Raw genomic sequence first — 18,412 nt, 5'->3', positions numbered from 1 at the left:
GTTTTCAAATGAAAAAGTTCTCTATCGGGTTGCTGTTTGCAGTTGTGTGTTTACAAACAATTGCGCAGAGCAACGTGCATAACCCTGCTTACACAACACAGGTAAACGGAAAAACTGTTTTTAAATTAGATCAACCTGATTTTAAGAAGAGCCCGTTGACAGGAATGACGAGAAAGCATTGGAAAGATGCTGCGTTGTATTTGCTTGAAGGTGCGTTCAGTTATATTCATTCGCTGGATGATCCGATGAAGTTTCCCAAACAGCCGGGCAAAAGTTATCCGAGAAGTGAGTCGCAGGTGCCAACAGAAAAACTGGAAGGACTTGTACGTACGTTGTTCATAGCTGCTCCGTTGTTGAAAGAAGATTCAAATCTTGTTATCAATAATATTAAGGTTGCTGATTATTATCGTCACCAGATATTGAATTTGCTTGATCCCAAACACCCATCTTATATTAAACCGCAGGCGAGGGGTGGTGGTCCCAGCCAGATACTGGTTGAGTTTGGTGCATTATCTGTATCGATGTTTTATGCGCCGGAAGTATTGTTCGATCCATTGAGCAAAGAACAGAAAGATAAACTCGCTGCAACGATGATCAGTTACGGCGATGGCAAAACTGTTGGCAGTAACTGGAAGTTCTTCAACATTTTTGTATTGAGCTTTTTCAAAAGCAAAGGTTATGAAGTGAATGAAAAACTGTTGATCGAATACCTCGATAAATCATTGGCGCACTACCGAAATGATGGTTGGTACAACGATGCACCTGCTTATGATTACTATAGCATGTGGGCCTTTCAAATGTATGGCCCTGTTTGGAGCGAATACTTTGGCAAGAAATATTATCCTGAGTATGCAGCGAAGTTCATGCACAACTTCAGCGATGTAAAAAACAATTATCCTTATTTGTTTAGCCGTGATGGTAAGATGGTGATGTGGGGAAGAAGCATGAGCTACCGTATTGGCTCGATTGCACCGTTTCCATTGATGGGTTATGAGAAAGATCCAGCGATCAATTACGGTTGGATGCGTAGAATAGCTTCAGGAGTGATGTTGCAGTTTTTGCAGCATCCTGATTTTATGCAGGAGAATGTGCCAACGCTTGGTTTTTATGGTTCCTTTGAACCCGCTGTGCAACCGTACAGTTGCAGAGGTTCTGCATACTGGATGGGCAAAGCATTTGTTGCGTTGATGATCCCTGAAGACAATCCTTTCTGGACAGCAACAGAAAACGAAGGCGCATGGGAAAAAGAATTGAAGAAAGGAAATGTGTATAATAAATACCAAGACAGTTCGCATATCCTCATCACCGATTATCCAAACATTGGTGCAAGTGAAATACGAGCATGGTGCAAGGTGAAAGCCATTGGTGCCAACGAACCTTTCCGTGCAAGTGAAAATTACAATCGTCTTTCGTACAACAGTGCATTTCCCTGGCAGGCAGATAGTGTTGCCGGTGTTGTTGCAATGAATTACATCGTCCTCAACAAAAAGAACGAATGGGAGCCGCTTCGTTTATATGACTTCAAAAAGTTTGAGAAAGGCATTTATTACCGCAATGCAGTTGTTGAAACAAACAGCAACATTAAATTTCAACTTGCCGATATGCCATTGCCGAATGGTATTCTTCGTGTAGATAAAGTGGTAAGTGATACGGTAACGGAAATTCGTCTTGGTCACTACGCACTACCACAATTAACAAAGCCCATCAAAACTATTACACGAAAAGTAAAAGGCTACACTGCAACTATTATCGATAACGGCGAATATCAACTTGCATTAGTTCCTGTGAAAGACTGGAAGAGTGCCAAAGCAATTGCTACAACAAATGTGCATCCGCAGAGTAAGGAAAGCATGGTCATCAACAGCACACAGCAACTCGATCCAAAAAGGGAAAAAGTATTTGTTACACTGATGTTGTGGAAGAAGAGTGGTGAGAAATGGACGGAAGAGGAGTTGGTGCCTGTAACGAAAGTAAATGTCACAACAGGAAAGGTGGAAGTGAAAATGAAAAGTGGAGGTGTTTTGTTTGATGTGAATTGATAAATGAAGTAATTAACAAAAAGGCGATTCAATTTGAATTGCCTTTTTGTTTTGTAAAAAGTAAAAAGCCACCCGAAGGCGGCTTTTAAAGCTGTGGAGAGTATCGGGGTCGAACCGACGACCTCTTGCATGCCATGCAAGCGCTCTAGCCAACTGAGCTAACCCCCCAGTGGGCAGCAAATATAGCAGTTTTTGCAAAAGAAAATCATTCAGCGTTTTGCCCTTATCTTGTGCTAACGATTGTATTTTCTTAAAACTTTAGCTGTATGGATATTCAGTTCAATAAGAACGAGGATCAAATGAAATTATCGCTCACCGAAATGCGGAAACGTCTGCAAAAGATCTATGAAGGAGGCGGTAAAAAATCTATAGAAAAACAACGTGAGCGGAATAAATTAACAGCTCGTGAACGCATTGAATATTTGCGTGATGCTGATAAACCATTTATTGAGATCGGTGCATTTGCAGGTTATGAAATGTATGCAGACCAAGGTGGTTGTCCGGCTGGCGGAACCGTTGCCGGTATTGGTTATGTCAGAGGGCGACAGTGTGTGATCGTAGCCAATGATCAAACAGTAAAAGCAGGAGCGTGGTTTCCCATCAGTGGTAAAAAGAATTTGCGCTTGCAGGAAATTGCTATGGAGAATCGGTTGCCTGTTATTTATTTGGTGGACAGTGCAGGCGTGTTTCTTCCAATGCAGGATGAAATTTTTCCGGATAAAGAACATTTTGGTCGCATCTTCCGCAACAATGCACGCATGAGTGCAATGGGCATCACTCAAATTGCTGCCGTGATGGGAGCATGTGTTGCCGGCGGTGCTTACTTACCCATCATGAGCGATGAAACCTTAATGGTAGAAGGAAATGGTTCTATCTTTTTAGCTGGACCTTACTTGGTTAAAGCAGCTATTGGTGAAGATATTGATGCAGAAACATTAGGTGGTGCTGTTACGCATACAGAGTTAAGCGGCATTGCTGATTATAAATTCAAAACCGAGCAGGAGTGTTTAGATGAAGTAAAGAAGTTGATGAGTAAACTTGGTGAAAAAAAGAAAGCCGGTTTCGATCGTGTTGATGCGAAGCTTCCAAAAAACAAAGCTGAAGATCTGTATGGTTTATTTCCTACCGATGGGAAGCCTTATGATATGCTCGAAATTATTGAACGGATCGTTGATGACAGCGACTTTGATCAATTCAAACAGGATTACGGTAAAACCATTCTTTGTGGTTATGCCCGTATTGATGGCTGGGCAGTTGGAATTGTTGCCAATCAACGAACTATTGTGAAGAATAAGAAAAACGAAATGCAGTTGGGTGGTGTTATTTACAATGATAGCGCCGATAAAGCTGCACGCTTTATTCTCAATTGTAATCAAAAGAAAATTCCATTGGTTTTTTTACAGGACGTAACGGGTTTTATGGTTGGCAGCCGGAGCGAACACAGCGGTATTATTAAAGATGGTGCGAAGATGGTAAATGCTGTAGCCAACAGTGTTGTGCCTAAGATCACTATTGTAATTGGTAATTCTTATGGTGCCGGTAACTATGCCATGTGCGGCAAAGCTTATGATCCTCGTTTTATTTACGCATGGCCTACTGCAAAAATTGCGGTGATGGGTGGCGAACAGGCTGCAAAAACATTATTGCAGATACAGGTGGCAGCGATGAAGGCAAAAGGAAAAGAAATAAGTGCTGAAGATGAAGCTAACCTGCTGAATGAAATAAAAGGTCGTTATGATACGCAAACAACTCCTTACTATGCAGCTGCACGGTTATGGGTAGACGAAATCATTGATCCTGTTGAAACAAGAAAAGTGATCAGCGAAGGAATTGCGGCGGCAAACAATAATCCAGACATAGATGATTTGAAAGTGGGAGTCTTCCAGGTGTAAATCAGATTAAATTGTATTCTTAAAAAGATGAGAAGTTGTTCAGTATTTTTTTTATTCTGTTTCCTCTTGTTTGGATGTGTCATTACTTCACCCGATAGAACCAATTTAAATGTTTCGCATTACAATACCGAAGTCAAAAACTATCACTCTGTTTTGATTGTTTACAGCGGCACCTCGGTTGACCGTGTGATATTTGATAATGTGGCCAATGAACTGATGAATAAATTTCAAAAGTTAAATGTGGTCGTTTACAATCGGTTTGTTACTGACGCAGCGATCATTTCCGCAAAAAACCTAACCGTTCTTGCAAAAGAAGTGGGAGCAGAATCCGTGTTTGTTATTGTTCCAATGAAAACAGCACGTGTGGCTGAGTATTACAGTTACCATCCGGGATTTGAAACCCGAAAAGCAAAGGCAGGGCAAATTGCTTCGTTAGAATTATATGATGTGGACGACTTCCAAAAACCAGTTTGGGGGGCGAGATTCAATATTTACGTTACTGTTGATCACAAACGGAGCTACAAAAAAATGGCCTCCAGGATTATCGCAAGTCTTCAGCAAAATGCTGTTTGGCAAAAAAGGAAAGCTGTAAAATAAAAAAGCGCCGGAAATATGCCGGCGCTTTTTTATTTATTTTTCTAAAACTATTAAGCCTTAGCTATGTTGGTTTGTTTTGCTGTTATCAATGCATAACCACCAAAAAACATTGTACAAAAAACCACTGTGGCATAAACGCTATTTGCGTAAAAAGGAATACCGTCAGTTAAAGTGAGCATCAAACCTTCCATAGTTTTTGGATGACCATAACCACCTCCACCAAGCCACACGAGGAAATTGCTCACAAAAAAATATACAGTTGGTCCAGCCAATGCACCTAAGCCAATTTGCCAAACTTTCTTCTGATTAATAAAGAAGCCAATTACAGTTAAACCCGCAAATAAAATATAGTTGGTTAATTGTCCGCCATAAAATCCTTTAATAGAAGACAAACCTACGCTGTACAAAACCTGGTACAATGCATCACTGATAAACATGCTTAAAATCGGTAAGGCAAATGCATATTTTTTGTCCTTTATTACTGAGCCGGCAAACAATGCAATTGCAATTTGTGGTGCAAAGCCGAATGGACGATTCGGTAATATACGGTACAATGCTGCCACCGCTACAAGTGCAATTAAGGAGAAAAGGAATGTTTTATTCAGCTTCATAATTTCTTATTTGAGCAGCAAAAATAGCCAAAAACAGCTGCCAACCGTTCATTTTTTATGTGTTGTTTTCCCAATATGTGGATAAGCCATAAACCGTTATTTTAGCTGATGGCAAAACACCTGGAAACTGGCAGACAGGGAGAAGAGTTAGCAGTTGAATGGCTACTGGCGCAGGGTTTTGCAATCCTGCATCGCAACTGGAAGTTTTCTTACTTTGAATTAGATGTCATTGCCTCAAAAGATAGTATTCTTCATTTCATTGAAGTAAAAGCAAGAACCACTGACACGTTTGGTTATCCTGAGGAAGGTGTTACTGCAAAAAAACTTGAACGACTGATGAATGCCGGCGAAGAATTTTTGTATCAACATCCTGAATGGAATAGAATTCAGTACAACATTCTGAGCATCCGCCTGCACAGATATAAAGCACCTGAGTATTTCTTTTTGGAAGATGTGTCTTAGCCGATAGCCTGTAGCCGATAGTTGGTAGCCATTACTACTCACGACTAAAAACTACCAACTATCGGCTTGGATTAATATTTCGGATTAACACCAGTATAATTATAAGGCGTAATTGCACTTAATTCTTTCTTCACCTCTGCACTTACTTTTAATCCTTTAATAAATATATGCATTGATTTTTGTGTGATAGCAGCATTTCCTCTTGTTAATTCTTTTAATGCTTCGTAGGGGTTTGGATAGTTTTCCCTGCGAAGGATTGTTTGAATAGCTTCTGCCACAACGGCCCAGTTATTTTCAAGATCCTGTTTGATCTTGTCTTCATTCAGCAACAGTTTATTTAACCCTTTATCAATTGACTTTAATGAAAGGATAGAATGTGCAAACGGAACGCCGAGGTTGCGTAGTACCGTTGAATCTGTTAAGTCACGTTGCAATCTGGAAACCGGGAGTTTGGCCGATAAATGTTCGAACAACGCATTAGCGATACCAAGATTACCCTCTGCATTTTCAAAATCGATGGGATTTACTTTATGCGGCATGGCGCTACTGCCAATTTCACCTTTTTTGATCTTTTGTTTAAAGTAATCCATCGATACATAAGTCCAGATATCACGACATAGATCAATGAGAATCGTATTAATGCGTTTGATGCTGTCCATTTGTGCAGCAAGATTATCGTAATGTTCAATCTGCGTAGTGTATTGCTGACGTTGCAAACCAAGTTTTGTTTCAACAAACTCATTACCAAATTTCACCCAGTCTTTTTTCGGAAATGCAACAAAGTGTGCATTGAAATTTCCTGTAGCACCACCAAACTTTGCTGATGTTGGTAATGCCGATAATTGTTGTAACTGATTTTCCAAACGTTCAACAAACACCATCATCTCTTTACCAAGTTTGGTGGGGGAAGCTGCTTGTCCGTGAGTGCGGGCAAGCAAAGGAATATTTTTCCAGTCCTTTGCAAACCCTTTCAATTTTAAAATAAGTGTTGAGATGCCCGGTAATAATTCATTTTCCAATGCTTCTTTCCATGATAAAGGGATAGATGTATTGTTGATGTCTTGTGAAGTAAGTCCAAAATGTATCCATTCTTTCAAATGATCAAGCTTTAATGCCTCAAGCTCACGCTTTAAAAAGTATTCAACTGCTTTTACATCGTGGTTGGTAATGCTTTCAAGATTTTTGATTTCCTGCGCCTGTGCCACGGTGAAATTTGTCACAACATCTTTTAGCGACTGTTGCTGTTGTGCCGTAAGCTTAAAGAATTTCTTTTCAGCAAGAAACAGGAAATATTCAATTTCAACCAATACACGGTAACGGATAAGTGCAAACTCTGAGAAGTAAGCATCAAGTTGCTGTAATTGGTTTCGATAACGTCCGTCGACCGGGGAAATAGCTGTAAGATTCTGAAGTTCCATTATGCTGGTTTAAAATACAATGGTTCAAGTTTTAAAGTGGCTCATAACAGCGAAATATCTTTCCCTGTCAACTTCTAACCTTAAACGTTGTAACTGCCGTTAATTTAGTTTCTTTGCAGCGCAAAAGTAAATGAATTGAAGAAGATAAAAATTGGTGCGGTTAGTTATTTAAACACAAAACCAATGATGTATGGCATGCAGACCGAGGCGTTTCTGCAAGACCATGAGCTGGTACCCGATTACCCGGCTAAGGTGGCTGACATGTTGAAGGCTGGGGAAGTTGACGTGGCCCTTGTGCCAGTTGCGTTACTTCACGACCTTCCTGACTATTATATTGTGAGTGACTATTGTATAGCTTCAGATTTTGAAGTGGCTTCCGTTTGTTTGTTCAGTGAAGTGCCGGTGCATGAACTCACAACTGTTTATCTCGATTATCAGAGTCGTACATCGGTGGCGCTCGCCAAACTACTCATGAAAGAGTTTTGGGGCATTTCGCCTCAGCTGATCGATGCAAAGGATGAAAGCTATCGTACAAAAATTGAAGGCACAACGGGCGCTGTTGTAATAGGCGACAGAGCTTTAGAACAACGTCGCTTATCCACCTATATCTACGACCTTGCAGCGGAGTGGCAGGCAATGACCCATTTGCCGTTTGTATTTGCTGTGTGGGTGAGTTTAAAACCCATGAGCAAAGAATGGATCGATCGTTTTAATGCTGCTCATGCGGTTGGTTTTTCCTTCATTGATGAAATTGCCGAACAGCAAAAATATCCTGTTTACGATCTGCGTAAATACTACACGCATAACATCAGTTATTTGCTCGATGATAATAAACGAAGAGGAATGGAAAAGTTCCTCGCATTTTTAAATGCGTAATGTTTTATTTTTAAACATGCCTGTTAAGCAAATGCATAACATTTCCCGTTTTGCTCTTGTATTCCTGTTCTTCTGCTTTGCGGGGTTTCTTCGTGCACAGGAATTAAGATATTCGTTTAAAAATTACACACCGTCGGATGGGTTACCAAGTTCTGAAACATACCAGGCATTGCAGGATCGGAATCATTATATGTGGTTTGCCACCGACCATGGAGTAACCAGGTATAATGGTTATGAGTTTGAAACTTTTAATCTACCTGACAATTCCATCATGGGATTGTATGAAGACTGGAAAGGAAGAATTTGGGTATTTACTTTTTCAGGCCGATTGTTTTATTATGAAAAGGGGAAATTTAACAGTTATAAATGGAATGATCAATTGGTGACAACAATTACGCCTGGAGTAATTCATTCAATTTATGTTGATAGTACTGACAAGTTATATATATCGTCCACAGGTCCTTTCTTCATAACGGTAACAAATAAGGGAATTGTAAATCATGAAATTAAGCTAAGCAGTGTTGCAAGATTCGAAGCTTTTGAGATTGGGGGAGGTGATTTTTTTTTACGAACTACTGCCTTTCCAGGAAGGTTTCACGTTCCTACGCTTGGGTTTTATGACAGCTTGAGTGAGGTTAGCATTTCTGTAAATAAACAAAAGTTTTTTATTAGGTTACCACAAGTGATACAGCATGAACGTTGTCATATTAAGAAACTCTCCGATGGTCGACTGATAATGTATACGAAAGACGGTTATTGTTTGATAAGGTCTTCTAAAGATTATGAATTTATCAATACTCCCTACACGGTAGATGATGTAGAAGAAATTGAGGGAAATTTCTTCATGGCTACAGACAAAGGTTTAAATATTGTAAATAGCAAAGGGGAAACAATTGAAAAGTATCTTAATGATATCCATGTTACTTCAATTGAAAAAGATTATGAAGGGGGATTGTGGCTCACCACTCATACAAATGGTGTTTATTATCTTAATCATTTCAAAATAAGGCACCTTTCCGCAAAGGAGGTAATTGTAAACAAACGGTTTAATGTTGTTTATAAACTTAAAGATTCGTCCATCTTGGCGGGCACGCAGGGGAATGAATTAATCAGGTTTAAAGAATTTGTTTATTATCAAACCAAGCAGTTGAATTTGAAAAATATTGTTTCATTTCAACAAATCCGCCCCGATTTTGTATTGGTGGGTGGGTCAGTGGGATGGTTTGGCTCACGCATTTGGGAAGAATATAAAGAGACTAGACCTCAACCTTTCACTTACTTTCAAGTTCCCAATAATTCCAATTTCCTTATTAAGGACAGTGTCTTGTATAGTGGCATCACATTGTCTGTGCTCGAATATAAACTAGGACATTTTAAGGATCATTATAACGATATAAAACAAGCCTTCCGTACAGCTAAATTGTTTTTGGAGCTGGATGGATCAATACTGGTGGGAAACCATTTTGGACTTTGGCGGTACAACGACGGCCGGTTGAAGCCTTACGATTCAACAAAAAAAATATTAAGCTCCCGAATAACTGATATTGCTTATTACCAAAAAAAGATTCTTTGTCTTTCCACAAGGGGAAATGGATTGTTGGTTTTTGTAAGTGACAGTATTTACCAGGTAAAGCAGGAAAATGGGTTAGTAAGCAATAATCTGAGGAAAATATATGTTGATAAGGATAATATCTGGTTAGCTTCAAACAACGGTATTTCTATAGTAACGATTCAATCGTTACAACCTTTTCGTTATGCTGTTAAAAACATTACAGTACAGGATGGATTACTATCAAATGAAATAAATTCAATAATAAAAAGCGGGAGTAATGTTGTTATAGCCACAAATAATGGTGTCTCTTTTTTAAACCCCATGGCGGTGATGGCGAAACAAGAGCCTCAACTTCCTCTACTCATTAAAGAAATTAAAGTTGACAACACAGTTGTGGATTGGTCAATGCTTATGAACCTAGGGTACCGGAAACGCAATATAAATATCAGGTATGAAGCATTAAATTACAGTGCTTCCGGTAAGAATAATTATCGTTACAGGCTATTGGGATACGATAGTAACTGGGTTTATACCAACACCCGGGAAATTCAATTCAATCAATTACCTTATGGGAGTTACAAGGTAGAGATACAAGCAAAACGTGAACACGATAGTTGGAATGAGGCCGCAAGTTTTATTCAACTACCGGTAGTGTGCACTGCTCCATTTTGGGCTACAACCTGGTTTTGGATTGTTGCTTTCTCCTTGTTAATGTTGTTTGTTATTCTTTTCTTCAGAAAAAGGATCAATGAAATTAAGGCGAGGCAAAAACAACAAGAAGAGCTGAAACAAAAGATCAACGACACTGAACAGATGGCGTTAAAGGCACAAATGAATCCGCATTTCATTTTTAATAGTCTTAATTCCATACAGCAATATGTGATTGAAAGCGATGTGGAAGGTGCTAATAAATTTATATCAGGGTTTTCAAAGTTAATTCGCCAAACGCTTGAGTTTTCTTCAAAAGAATTCATTGCCCTTGACGAAGAAGTAAGTTATCTATCTACTTATCTCGATTTGGAAAAAGCAAGGATGGAAAGCGCATTTAAGTATTACGTGAATGTAAAAACGCAGCAGCCATCTTCTTTACTTGAACTACCGCCTTTGCTGTTGCAGCCATATGTGGAGAATGCCTTGCGGCATGGCATCAGGTATCTCAAAAAAAATGAGGGAATCATTTCACTTTCGTTTATTGAGCAGAATGGTTTTCTTGAATGTATTATTGAAGACAATGGTATTGGCAGAAAAAGAGCAATGGAGCTAAAAGCTGAAAATCCAATCGAGTATCAATCACGTGGTATGTCATTAACAGCCGAGCGCATTGCCTTGTTAAACGAAGGAAGGGAAAGAAAGATTGAGGCCATAATTGAAGACTTGAAAGATGAGGAAGCGAATGTTGCGGGCACTAGAATAAGAGTATTGTTCCCGGTTTAATTACGGGTTATGAAATCGTTATGAAATTGTAGCTGCAATTATTCCTTAGATTTACCCTTGGCAATATATTTGCGTATGGAAAGCGACGCTTTCCTGCATAAAACGAATAATTAGGTGCATATGGTGAAAGTATTAACTGTTGATGACGAACCAAAGAATCTCCGGATTATTAAAGAATTACTCCGTTTGTATTGTCCCAACGCTGTGCACATAGGCGAAGCTGACAATATTGAAACAGCACGACAATTAATCAGCGAGTTGCAACCCGATCTTGTATTGCTCGATATTGAAATGCCGCACGGCAATGCGTTTGACCTGCTCGATAAAATAATGCCAGTCAATTTCGAAATTGTATTTGTTACCGCATTTGATTCCTATACACTTAAAGCGTTCAAATATTCCGCCTTGGATTATATTCTTAAGCCTGTGAATATTGAGGAACTGAAGGCTGTAGTTACCAAGGCTGAACAAAGAGTGAATCAAAAAAATATTAACCAGCAATTGAACTTCCTGTTGCAAAACATGAAACAGCCAGCAACTGTTTTGCAAAAAATCGCTATCCCCACTTTCAAGGATCAACTTGAATTTGTTGAAACAGGCTCAATCCTGTATTGCGAAGCAAGCGGAGCTTATACATTTATTTTTACTGAGGGAGACCATAAGCTTGTTTCGGCTAAAAGCCTGAAGGATTACGAAGAAATACTTCCTGAAAGCATTTTTTTCAGGTTGCATCACTCACATCTCATTAATCTCAACAAAGTGAAAAAATATCATAAGGGCAGAGGAGGAGAAGTGGAGATGGAAAATGGTGTGTTCCTTGAAGTTGCCACCCGCAGAAAGGATGAATTTTTGAAAAGGATTGGTTACTGAACCCCAATATCGTCACAGTTATAGCTTTATCTGCACGGGTATAAATTCGGTCGTTTTTAGCGGAGATGTTTGATATAATAAGGGTAGTTTTGCCTACCTATAGTTCACATGGCCGTTGTTAACCCCTCCCTGTGAAAAACTCCTATACCTTATCGTACCAGTGTTACAATTCCATTTCTTTTAATTACTCCACAAGCATTATTTGCACTGATCACATAGCTGTACACTCCAGGGATTTGGGGCACAGCGTTAAAATTTCCATTCCAGCAATTAGCAGGATTTGTAGTATAGAAAACCCGCTGACCCCACCTGTTGTATATGCTGAACTCGAGTTGCGTTACCAGTCCCCAGTAGTAAATACCGAAACAATCATTTAAACCGTCGTTGTTTGGTGTAAATGCATTTGGCATCAAATAATTGCCCGAATTATTAGCTGTGACCAGGACTGTAATACTATCGGTGTTGCTACAACCGTTGCCATCTTTTCCTGACACAATATATGTTGTAGTTGTAAATGGCGATGCAATAGGGTTTGATATGCGTGGGTTATTTAACGTGACTGAAGGTGTCCAGGCATATTGTGCGGCGCCTGTAACATTTAGATAGCTGTTGGCTGTACTGCAATCCACATCATTTGATTTTGATGTTGTGAGACTTGGTAATGGATTAACCGCAACAGTTGTAGTATGAACTTCAGAATTATTACAAAGAGTATCAGTAATAATTACATCATAAACCGTAGTGGTTGTTGGGAAAGCATACGGATTAGCGATGTTGTTATTGGATAGGGACGACGTTGGATTCCAATTATAAATATGCCCCCCTGTGGCATTTAACTGCAAACTGTCTCCAACACAAAGTTGCGAAGAGGCATTAACAGTAAAAGAGCCCGGCTGTTTAACATCCACTCTTATAGAATCCGTACTGCTGCAATTATCGGCATTTGTAACTATTACTTTATAGGTTGTTGCTATAACCGGTGTGGCAATAGGATTAGAAATACTGTTATTGCTCAATGAATTTATTGGCGACCAGCTATAGGAGCTTCCCCCGCTTGCACTTAATTGGAGACTGCTGCCGCTGCAGATCAATGTATCATTCGAAAGAATTATTGTTGGATTAGGCTTAACGGTTACGGTAATACTGTCTTGAGCCGTGCAACCGAAACTATTAGTGCCAGTAACAACATATTTGGTTGTAGAGGTAGGATTAGCAATCGGGTTTGCAATTTGATAGTTGGATAATCCGCTTGCGGGAGACCATATATAACTTGAAGCACCTGAAGTTGAAATTTGCATCGGTGAACCTATACAAATAGAAGAATCAGAACTGGTGTTGATTTTTGGACTGTCTACTGTAATTTTTACACTGTCTCTTGTTATTATGATTGGCGTAAAAGAAATGTCATCTAAAGCAAAATCATTACCTGTGTAAACCTGGTTTTGGTTTACAATTGAAATGGTTGCTGATGTGTTGTTCCCCGAATTCCATGTAGTATAAAATCTATCCCAAATACAACTCGTATTGTTTGCATTAAAAATCGGTCCAAGGGTCGTGCCGTTGATTGAAAACTGGAGACTTGCAGGATTTACGCTTGTAATATGTTGCAGCCAGGTTTCAAATGCATAATTGGTGTTTGGCTGCACAGCAACTGTTTGTGACCAAACCGTTACATTAACGATCTCTGCACCATTAACAAGTAACATATTGCCATTGCTTCCTGCGCCGGTGTGGTCATTGCAAGCTGCCATTTGGGGATGCCATGCCAATACGCTATTGCCTACCGAATAAACTCCAGCATTAAAACCTGATGAAGGTGAATACAAATAATCAGATGTAAATCCGCTATTGCCTGCTGAAAAATTGCCGTTCACAACGAGATTGGCACCTTTTTTTTCTGACGTGAGATAATATGTAATATTAGCTTTGGACGATGTTACAGGATTTTGACTGAAAGGATCGCTCAAATTTGTAGTTGGCGACCAACAATATGACAAAGCGGGTGCGGCATTTAATTGTTTGGTACTTCCAATGCATATCGTGGTGTCAGAAGTTAAAACGGATTGATTGTCATTTTGAACAGTAGCTGAAAATGTCTTTCGAACTGTATCCGAACAAGTGCCATATTTCTGAATCATTGTTACGGTGTAATTGCCGGGTATTGCGTAAGTATGAGCTGCAGTTGATGATCCGGCTGCAGTATTTGAATCTCCAAAATCCCACGAAATACTTTGATAACCTGTGCTGGTTGTTGAAAAGGTGATCTGGTTTGGGTTGCAAACGTTTTGTTTAAACGAAAAATCATTTTTTTGTGTACATATATTAATAGCACAAGTATCTGCAACAAAGGTGCACGTTGGATTTGTGGCATTTATTGTAGCGTTGCCACCTAAACTACCATTCCATGCTGCATTACCTTGTTTGTTTAGGAGGTTGTCAAACGTATAATAAGCCAGCAGCCCCGTTTGTGTTGTAGGAGCCGGCAGAGAAGTTTTCATGAAATTTTTGATTTGTGCCTGGCTCCTGGCCACATTCCATATTCTCACTTCGTTGATATAGCCGATAAGATTTGTATTGTAGAACAGTGCATCGTAAAGTCCGATTCGGGTTTGATGATTATTTTGGAACATGTTTCCTGTTGCAGGAACGCTACTCATAAGGTACCCATTTCTATAAAATTTTAGTGAACTGCCATCATACACCATCGCAGCATGATAGACTTTGTTCAATTCTATTTCACAAATTGGTGGTGTTGTGAAATAACCGTTTGTTGTAGTTATCTCAGCGTTATTAGGGCGTAAAAGATAATTTACGTCGACGGGGTCGACGTGTTTAGAGACTAAATCTCCGGCCCAATTGTAACCATTCGAGTAAGGTGCAGTTCTGCTAAAAAGCGCTTCAACAGTTATAGTATTACCGGGTACATCCAAGTCGCCCACATTTACATAAGATTGATAGGTGGGTAAGTTTAACCAGTTGTTGCAGGGAGTTTGCAGTACTTGGCAACTACCTGCAATAGATTTTACTTCATCATCATTGATAACCCTGTTATAAATTCTTACATCATCCAGTTTACCTTTGTACCAATCTCCAAAAGATTCTCCTTTTTTGCCAAATACTATTCTTGAACTTCCGTCTTGTAAAATGAATTTTGTTTGAGACAGGTCTGAAGATTCAAGAATTCCATTAACATACAGTTTCCACACTCCGTTTTTATACGTACTGATTATATTGTACCAACAAGGGTTTGGATTTAATACAGTAGTGCCATTCAGAATGTGTGTGTATGCGTATCCACTCATTGCTTTATAGTCAAAGATGTAAGTGCCATAGTTCCATTGCGACCTTGTGAAGTCGGCGTGCAAAGGTGCTTTTACAACAACAGCTTGCGCTGGCCATGTATAGCCGAGATCTGGAAGAACCCATACAGATATAGAAAAAGAATCCTGCGGCTTAAAATCGTAAAGATTTGAAAACGGAAGTTGAATATAGGAATTGAGGCCATTGAAATAGTAGGCACTGTTTGGAGTTCCGTTTTTGTCTGTTGTTAATGTTACATTGCTGGTGGTCCCGTTGATATTATTTCCACTTGCATCATTACTATTGCCAGAAAAAGGATAATGGGCAATAAGACCTTGAGATAAATTTACCTGGGAAAAAATGGGATTTGCAAAAAGGCACAGAAGGAAAAAGCATAGGTAAGCCCGCAATATTTTCGCCATAAACAAATTTAAAATGTGGTATTGTTTTTATAAGGATACAAAGATTTATAAGGGTAAAATTGGTTGTAAAATAATCAATTGACAAACTTTAAACGTAGGTTTTAACGAAAGAAAAATAAAATCACAGTTATTCCTTTTATATACACAGTTATCCGTTTTTTCTACATCTCTTTGTTTACATCTTGACTTATTTCCCGGTGACTTTTGTCTAAAGTCAGGATTGGGTGAGTGGAGGTAAATGTTATTTTGTTTTGTTGGAGCTTGGGCGGGCAACTAATGGAACATTCCTGTGCTTAAATAAACTGAGCTTGGAAATTGAAGATGAAAGCATGAAAAGCTTACGACCGAGTAGTCGGTTTTGAGTATTTATGCTTTACAGTTGCTGCGAAAATATGGAGGCGATTTCAGGGGACGCTTGCTATACACGGGGAACTCATGTTTCACAATAATATTTAACGGGTATTGATTGCCAACAAATATCTTTGCCGGAAACCTAATTACCGGAAATATGGCAGAAACCTTGGGGATGCTTTGCGATAAACTTACAATAGTAAAACTGAAGGAATATCATTCAGAAGATCCGCAACGGCTGGAAAGCCTGGCTAAACAAGCCGCTCAGCTGCAGCAGGAAATGGACGAATATGTGCAGGCTGCCATCATTGGCGATATCCCAAGGGAAAAACTAACATTTGCCGCCAACAAGGTGTTTAAACAGGAAGGGAACGAAGTGAAAGAGGTTACAGGTGCCATTGGAAGTTTGTTTTTTCAACTGGCAGATGTCAATTGTCGGCTTTGGCATGAAGTGGAAAAGGGATACGATATCGAAAATATTCCAGTGGAAGAAAAAGATGGTCTTATCAAGCAACTGGCTGTCCTAAACCTTGAACGCAATAAATGTATTGATGCTATTGATCTCAAGTTTGTTGAATTGATTCAATCTAAAAAATAAGTTTGTATGCATGTTAGAAAGAGAACAACCTGCAGGGTTTGCGGTTCATCTTCTTTAACTCCCGTAATCGATTTAGGACCCCAATATTTACAGGGCTCGTTCATAAAACCGGGTAAGGAAATGCCTTCTACCCGTAAGATCAACTGTTCATTGGTTCGTTGTAATCCCCAGCTAGATGAAAATGCATGTGGCTTATTGCAAATGGAGCACAGTGTTCCGCCCGAAATTTTATATGCCGCCTATTGGTACCGCAGTGGTACAAATGCAACCATGCGCAATCATTTAAAAGGAATTGTTGATGAAGCCTCGTCCCTGGTAAAAAAAGGCAAAGGAAACGTTCTTGATATTGGCTGTAATGACGGCACGTTGCTCAATTATTATCCTGACTCATTTGAAAAATATGGTTGCGACCCCAGCGATGTGGCGCAGGAAGTAAAAGGTGCCAAAGTAGTTCAAGATATTTTCCCTTCTGCTGAGTTAAGCAAAGTGATGGGTGATGCAAAGATGGATGTGATCACTTCCATTGCTATGTTTTACGATTTGGAAGACCCTGTCGCCTTTGTAAAAAATATTAAACGCTCATTATCTCCGGAAGGTATTTGGATTTTTGAAATGAGCTATATGCCTCACATGCTTGAGCTGGATAGTTACGATACTATTTGCCATGAGCATTTGGAATATTATAGCCTTGCAGTTCTGGAAAAGATTGCAGCAATGGGTGAAATGAAGATTTTCAAAATCAGCTTTAACGATATTAACGGTGGTAGTATTCGTTGCTTTGCCACCCATTCAGAAAGTGGTTTATATCATAGTCTTGATGATCATCATATGATGAATGAAATACGACAAAAGGAATTTGATCTTGAACTTGACACAGATAAACCATATATCGCTTTCCAATACAGGATTGAAAAAGTAAAAGATGATCTGCATAATCTTTTAGTTGATTTAAAAAGACAAGGCAAGAAAGTTCACATCTATGGTGCTTCTACCAAAGGCAATACCATTTTGCAATGGTGCGATATAAATAATATGCTTGTTGAATACGCTGCCGAGCGTAATCCTGATAAATATGGCGCTTCAACATTGGGCACGAATATTCCAATTATCAGTGAAGCTGAAAGTCGGGCAATGAACCCAGATTATTACCTGGTGTTGCCCTGGCATTTTAAAACTGAATTTCTTGAAAGGGAAAAAGAGGCTTTGGAAAAAGGAACAGGTTTTATTTTCCCTATTCCTACAATTGATATTTATAAAAAATCCTGAGCTGAATAGTTTTTCATGAATTTGTCAAGGATAATCACCAAGTTTAAGAAAGCAACGGATAGCATTCAACTGCGTTCTAAAGTAAGCTATTCGCAAAGTGGTGAAGATTTGATTGCCGATTATTTTTTTGAGAGTATTGGCATCACACAACCTAGCTATATTGATATTGGCGCAAATCAGCCGGTGAAAGGAAATAATACCTACTTGTTCTACTTGAAAGGAAGTAAAGGAATTTGCATTGAACCTGATGTAAGCCTGATATCGTCGTTAAAAAAAGCACGACCTCGTGATGTTATTTTGAATATGGGCGTTTCTGTTACTGTTGCCGCCGAGGCAGATTTTTATTTTTTTGATGGCCACTACAATGCATGGAATACTTTTTCAAAAGAAGATGCCGATAAAAAGAGTAAGGAATCAGGTATTGCTTTTCGTCAATCAAAAGTACAATTAGAAACCGTTGAGAATATTGCTGAAAGGTATGCCTTTCAGAAAGTGAATTTTATTTCGCTGGATGTAGAAGGGTTGGATCTTGCTATTTTGAAAAGTATCGATTTTAATAAGATCAGGCCGGAGTTGCTTTGCGTGGAAACAATCGAGTTTTCATTGAATAATAATTTGAACAAAAACCAGGAAATCATCAGTTACATGTTGACGCAGGGTTACCGTGTATATGCCGATACGAACCTGAATACTTTGTTTTGTCGCAACGATATATTTCAATAAG

The 18,412-nt window shown here is 39.2% G+C and carries 13 protein-coding genes and 1 tRNA gene; 10 read left to right on the top strand and 4 right to left on the bottom strand.

Annotated features, from left to right (window positions below; genetic code table 11):
* The first annotated feature begins 8 nt into the window (after positions 1-8).
* Positions 9-2,039 (top strand): DUF2264 domain-containing protein, encoded by a 2,031-nt coding sequence (locus tag ACO1QW_RS02955; RefSeq protein ID WP_486255532.1) that lies wholly within the window; start codon positions 9-11, stop codon positions 2,037-2,039.
* 94 nt (positions 2,040-2,133) lie between these two features.
* On the opposite strand, the gene ACO1QW_RS02950 is transcribed toward ACO1QW_RS02955, so the two are convergent.
* A tRNA-Ala gene (locus ACO1QW_RS02950) sits at positions 2,134-2,207 on the bottom strand.
* Between the two features lie 98 nt (positions 2,208-2,305).
* Between ACO1QW_RS02950 and ACO1QW_RS02945 the strand changes: the two genes are divergently transcribed.
* Together ACO1QW_RS02945 and ACO1QW_RS02940 are read left to right on the top strand one after the other, a co-directional pair.
* Positions 2,306-3,931 (top strand): acyl-CoA carboxylase subunit beta, encoded by a 1,626-nt coding sequence (locus tag ACO1QW_RS02945; protein WP_486255530.1) that lies wholly within the window; start codon positions 2,306-2,308, stop codon positions 3,929-3,931.
* A gap of 216 nt (positions 3,932-4,147) precedes the next feature.
* Positions 4,148-4,528, top strand: a complete 381-nt coding sequence (locus ACO1QW_RS02940; RefSeq protein ID WP_486255528.1) for a hypothetical protein — start codon at positions 4,148-4,150, stop codon at positions 4,526-4,528.
* A 50-nt stretch (positions 4,529-4,578) separates the two neighbouring features.
* Here ACO1QW_RS02940 and ACO1QW_RS02935 read toward each other — a convergent pair whose 3' ends face one another.
* A complete protein-coding gene (locus ACO1QW_RS02935; protein ID WP_486255527.1) occupies positions 4,579-5,139 on the bottom strand; it encodes a DUF6580 family putative transport protein in 561 nt (186 codons plus the stop codon).
* A 108-nt stretch (positions 5,140-5,247) separates the two neighbouring features.
* On the opposite strand from ACO1QW_RS02935, the gene ACO1QW_RS02930 reads away from it, so the two are divergent.
* A complete protein-coding gene (locus tag ACO1QW_RS02930) occupies positions 5,248-5,601 on the top strand; it encodes a YraN family protein (protein WP_486255525.1) in 354 nt (117 codons plus the stop codon).
* Positions 5,602-5,672: 71 nt separating this feature from the next.
* On the opposite strand, the gene purB is transcribed toward ACO1QW_RS02930, so the two are convergent.
* Positions 5,673-7,019: an adenylosuccinate lyase gene (gene purB, locus ACO1QW_RS02925; protein ID WP_486255523.1), complete on the bottom strand. Its 1,347-nt coding sequence runs from the start codon at positions 7,017-7,019 to the stop codon at positions 5,673-5,675.
* A 135-nt stretch (positions 7,020-7,154) separates the two neighbouring features.
* Here purB and ACO1QW_RS02920 point away from each other — a divergent pair, with 135 nt between their 5' ends.
* The 3 genes from ACO1QW_RS02920 to ACO1QW_RS02910 all read left to right on the top strand — a co-directional run bounded on the left by ACO1QW_RS02920 (position 7,155) and on the right by ACO1QW_RS02910 (position 11,751).
* The gene (locus ACO1QW_RS02920; protein ID WP_486255522.1) at positions 7,155-7,895 is read left to right on the top strand and encodes a menaquinone biosynthetic enzyme MqnA/MqnD family protein; all 741 of its coding nucleotides are present in this window, start codon (positions 7,155-7,157) and stop codon (positions 7,893-7,895) included.
* Positions 7,896-7,926: 31 nt separating this feature from the next.
* A complete protein-coding gene (locus ACO1QW_RS02915; RefSeq protein WP_486255520.1) occupies positions 7,927-10,881 on the top strand; it encodes a ligand-binding sensor domain-containing protein in 2,955 nt (984 codons plus the stop codon).
* 120 nt (positions 10,882-11,001) lie between these two features.
* Positions 11,002-11,751 (top strand): LytR/AlgR family response regulator transcription factor, encoded by a 750-nt coding sequence (locus ACO1QW_RS02910; RefSeq protein WP_486255518.1) that lies wholly within the window; start codon positions 11,002-11,004, stop codon positions 11,749-11,751.
* Between the two features lie 149 nt (positions 11,752-11,900).
* Here the strand turns inward: ACO1QW_RS02910 and ACO1QW_RS02905 are convergent, their stop codons facing one another.
* Positions 11,901-15,473, bottom strand: coding sequence for a LamG-like jellyroll fold domain-containing protein (locus ACO1QW_RS02905; RefSeq protein ID WP_486255516.1), 3,573 nt, complete (start codon positions 15,471-15,473; stop codon positions 11,901-11,903).
* A 508-nt stretch (positions 15,474-15,981) separates the two neighbouring features.
* On the opposite strand from ACO1QW_RS02905, the gene ACO1QW_RS02900 reads away from it, so the two are divergent.
* From ACO1QW_RS02900 to ACO1QW_RS02890, 3 genes are read left to right on the top strand one after another with little or no spacing between them, the layout of a single operon-like run.
* The gene (locus ACO1QW_RS02900) at positions 15,982-16,422 is read left to right on the top strand and encodes a hypothetical protein (protein ID WP_486255514.1); all 441 of its coding nucleotides are present in this window, start codon (positions 15,982-15,984) and stop codon (positions 16,420-16,422) included.
* Between the two features lie 6 nt (positions 16,423-16,428).
* Positions 16,429-17,688, top strand: a complete 1,260-nt coding sequence (locus ACO1QW_RS02895) for a class I SAM-dependent methyltransferase (RefSeq protein WP_486255512.1) — start codon at positions 16,429-16,431, stop codon at positions 17,686-17,688.
* Positions 17,689-17,703: 15 nt separating this feature from the next.
* Positions 17,704-18,411 carry an FkbM family methyltransferase gene (locus tag ACO1QW_RS02890; protein ID WP_486255510.1) on the top strand — a complete coding sequence of 236 codons (708 nt, stop codon included), beginning with the start codon at positions 17,704-17,706 and terminating at the stop codon, positions 18,409-18,411.
* Position 18,412: the final 1 nt, after the last annotated feature.

Source organism: Lacibacter sp. (assembly GCF_057361365.1).
The sequence above is the reverse complement of the archived record's forward strand: the minus strand, read 5'-3'. Positions and strand labels throughout refer to the sequence as shown.

Coding starts and splice junctions, on each gene's coding strand:
- ACO1QW_RS02895 (WP_486255512.1), top strand. CDS start 16,429: ATGCATGTTAGAAAGAGAACAACCTGCAGGGTTTGCGGTTCATCTTCT.
- purB (WP_486255523.1), bottom strand. CDS start 7,019: ATGGAACTTCAGAATCTTACAGCTATTTCCCCGGTCGACGGACGTTAT.
- ACO1QW_RS02935 (WP_486255527.1), bottom strand. CDS start 5,139: ATGAAGCTGAATAAAACATTCCTTTTCTCCTTAATTGCACTTGTAGCG.
- ACO1QW_RS02940 (WP_486255528.1), top strand. CDS start 4,148: ATGAATAAATTTCAAAAGTTAAATGTGGTCGTTTACAATCGGTTTGTT.
- ACO1QW_RS02900 (WP_486255514.1), top strand. CDS start 15,982: ATGGCAGAAACCTTGGGGATGCTTTGCGATAAACTTACAATAGTAAAA.
- ACO1QW_RS02910 (WP_486255518.1), top strand. CDS start 11,002: ATGGTGAAAGTATTAACTGTTGATGACGAACCAAAGAATCTCCGGATT.
- ACO1QW_RS02955 (WP_486255532.1), top strand. CDS start 9: ATGAAAAAGTTCTCTATCGGGTTGCTGTTTGCAGTTGTGTGTTTACAA.
- ACO1QW_RS02945 (WP_486255530.1), top strand. CDS start 2,306: ATGGATATTCAGTTCAATAAGAACGAGGATCAAATGAAATTATCGCTC.
- ACO1QW_RS02890 (WP_486255510.1), top strand. CDS start 17,704: ATGAATTTGTCAAGGATAATCACCAAGTTTAAGAAAGCAACGGATAGC.
- ACO1QW_RS02915 (WP_486255520.1), top strand. CDS start 7,927: ATGCATAACATTTCCCGTTTTGCTCTTGTATTCCTGTTCTTCTGCTTT.
- ACO1QW_RS02905 (WP_486255516.1), bottom strand. CDS start 15,473: ATGGCGAAAATATTGCGGGCTTACCTATGCTTTTTCCTTCTGTGCCTT.
- ACO1QW_RS02930 (WP_486255525.1), top strand. CDS start 5,248: ATGGCAAAACACCTGGAAACTGGCAGACAGGGAGAAGAGTTAGCAGTT.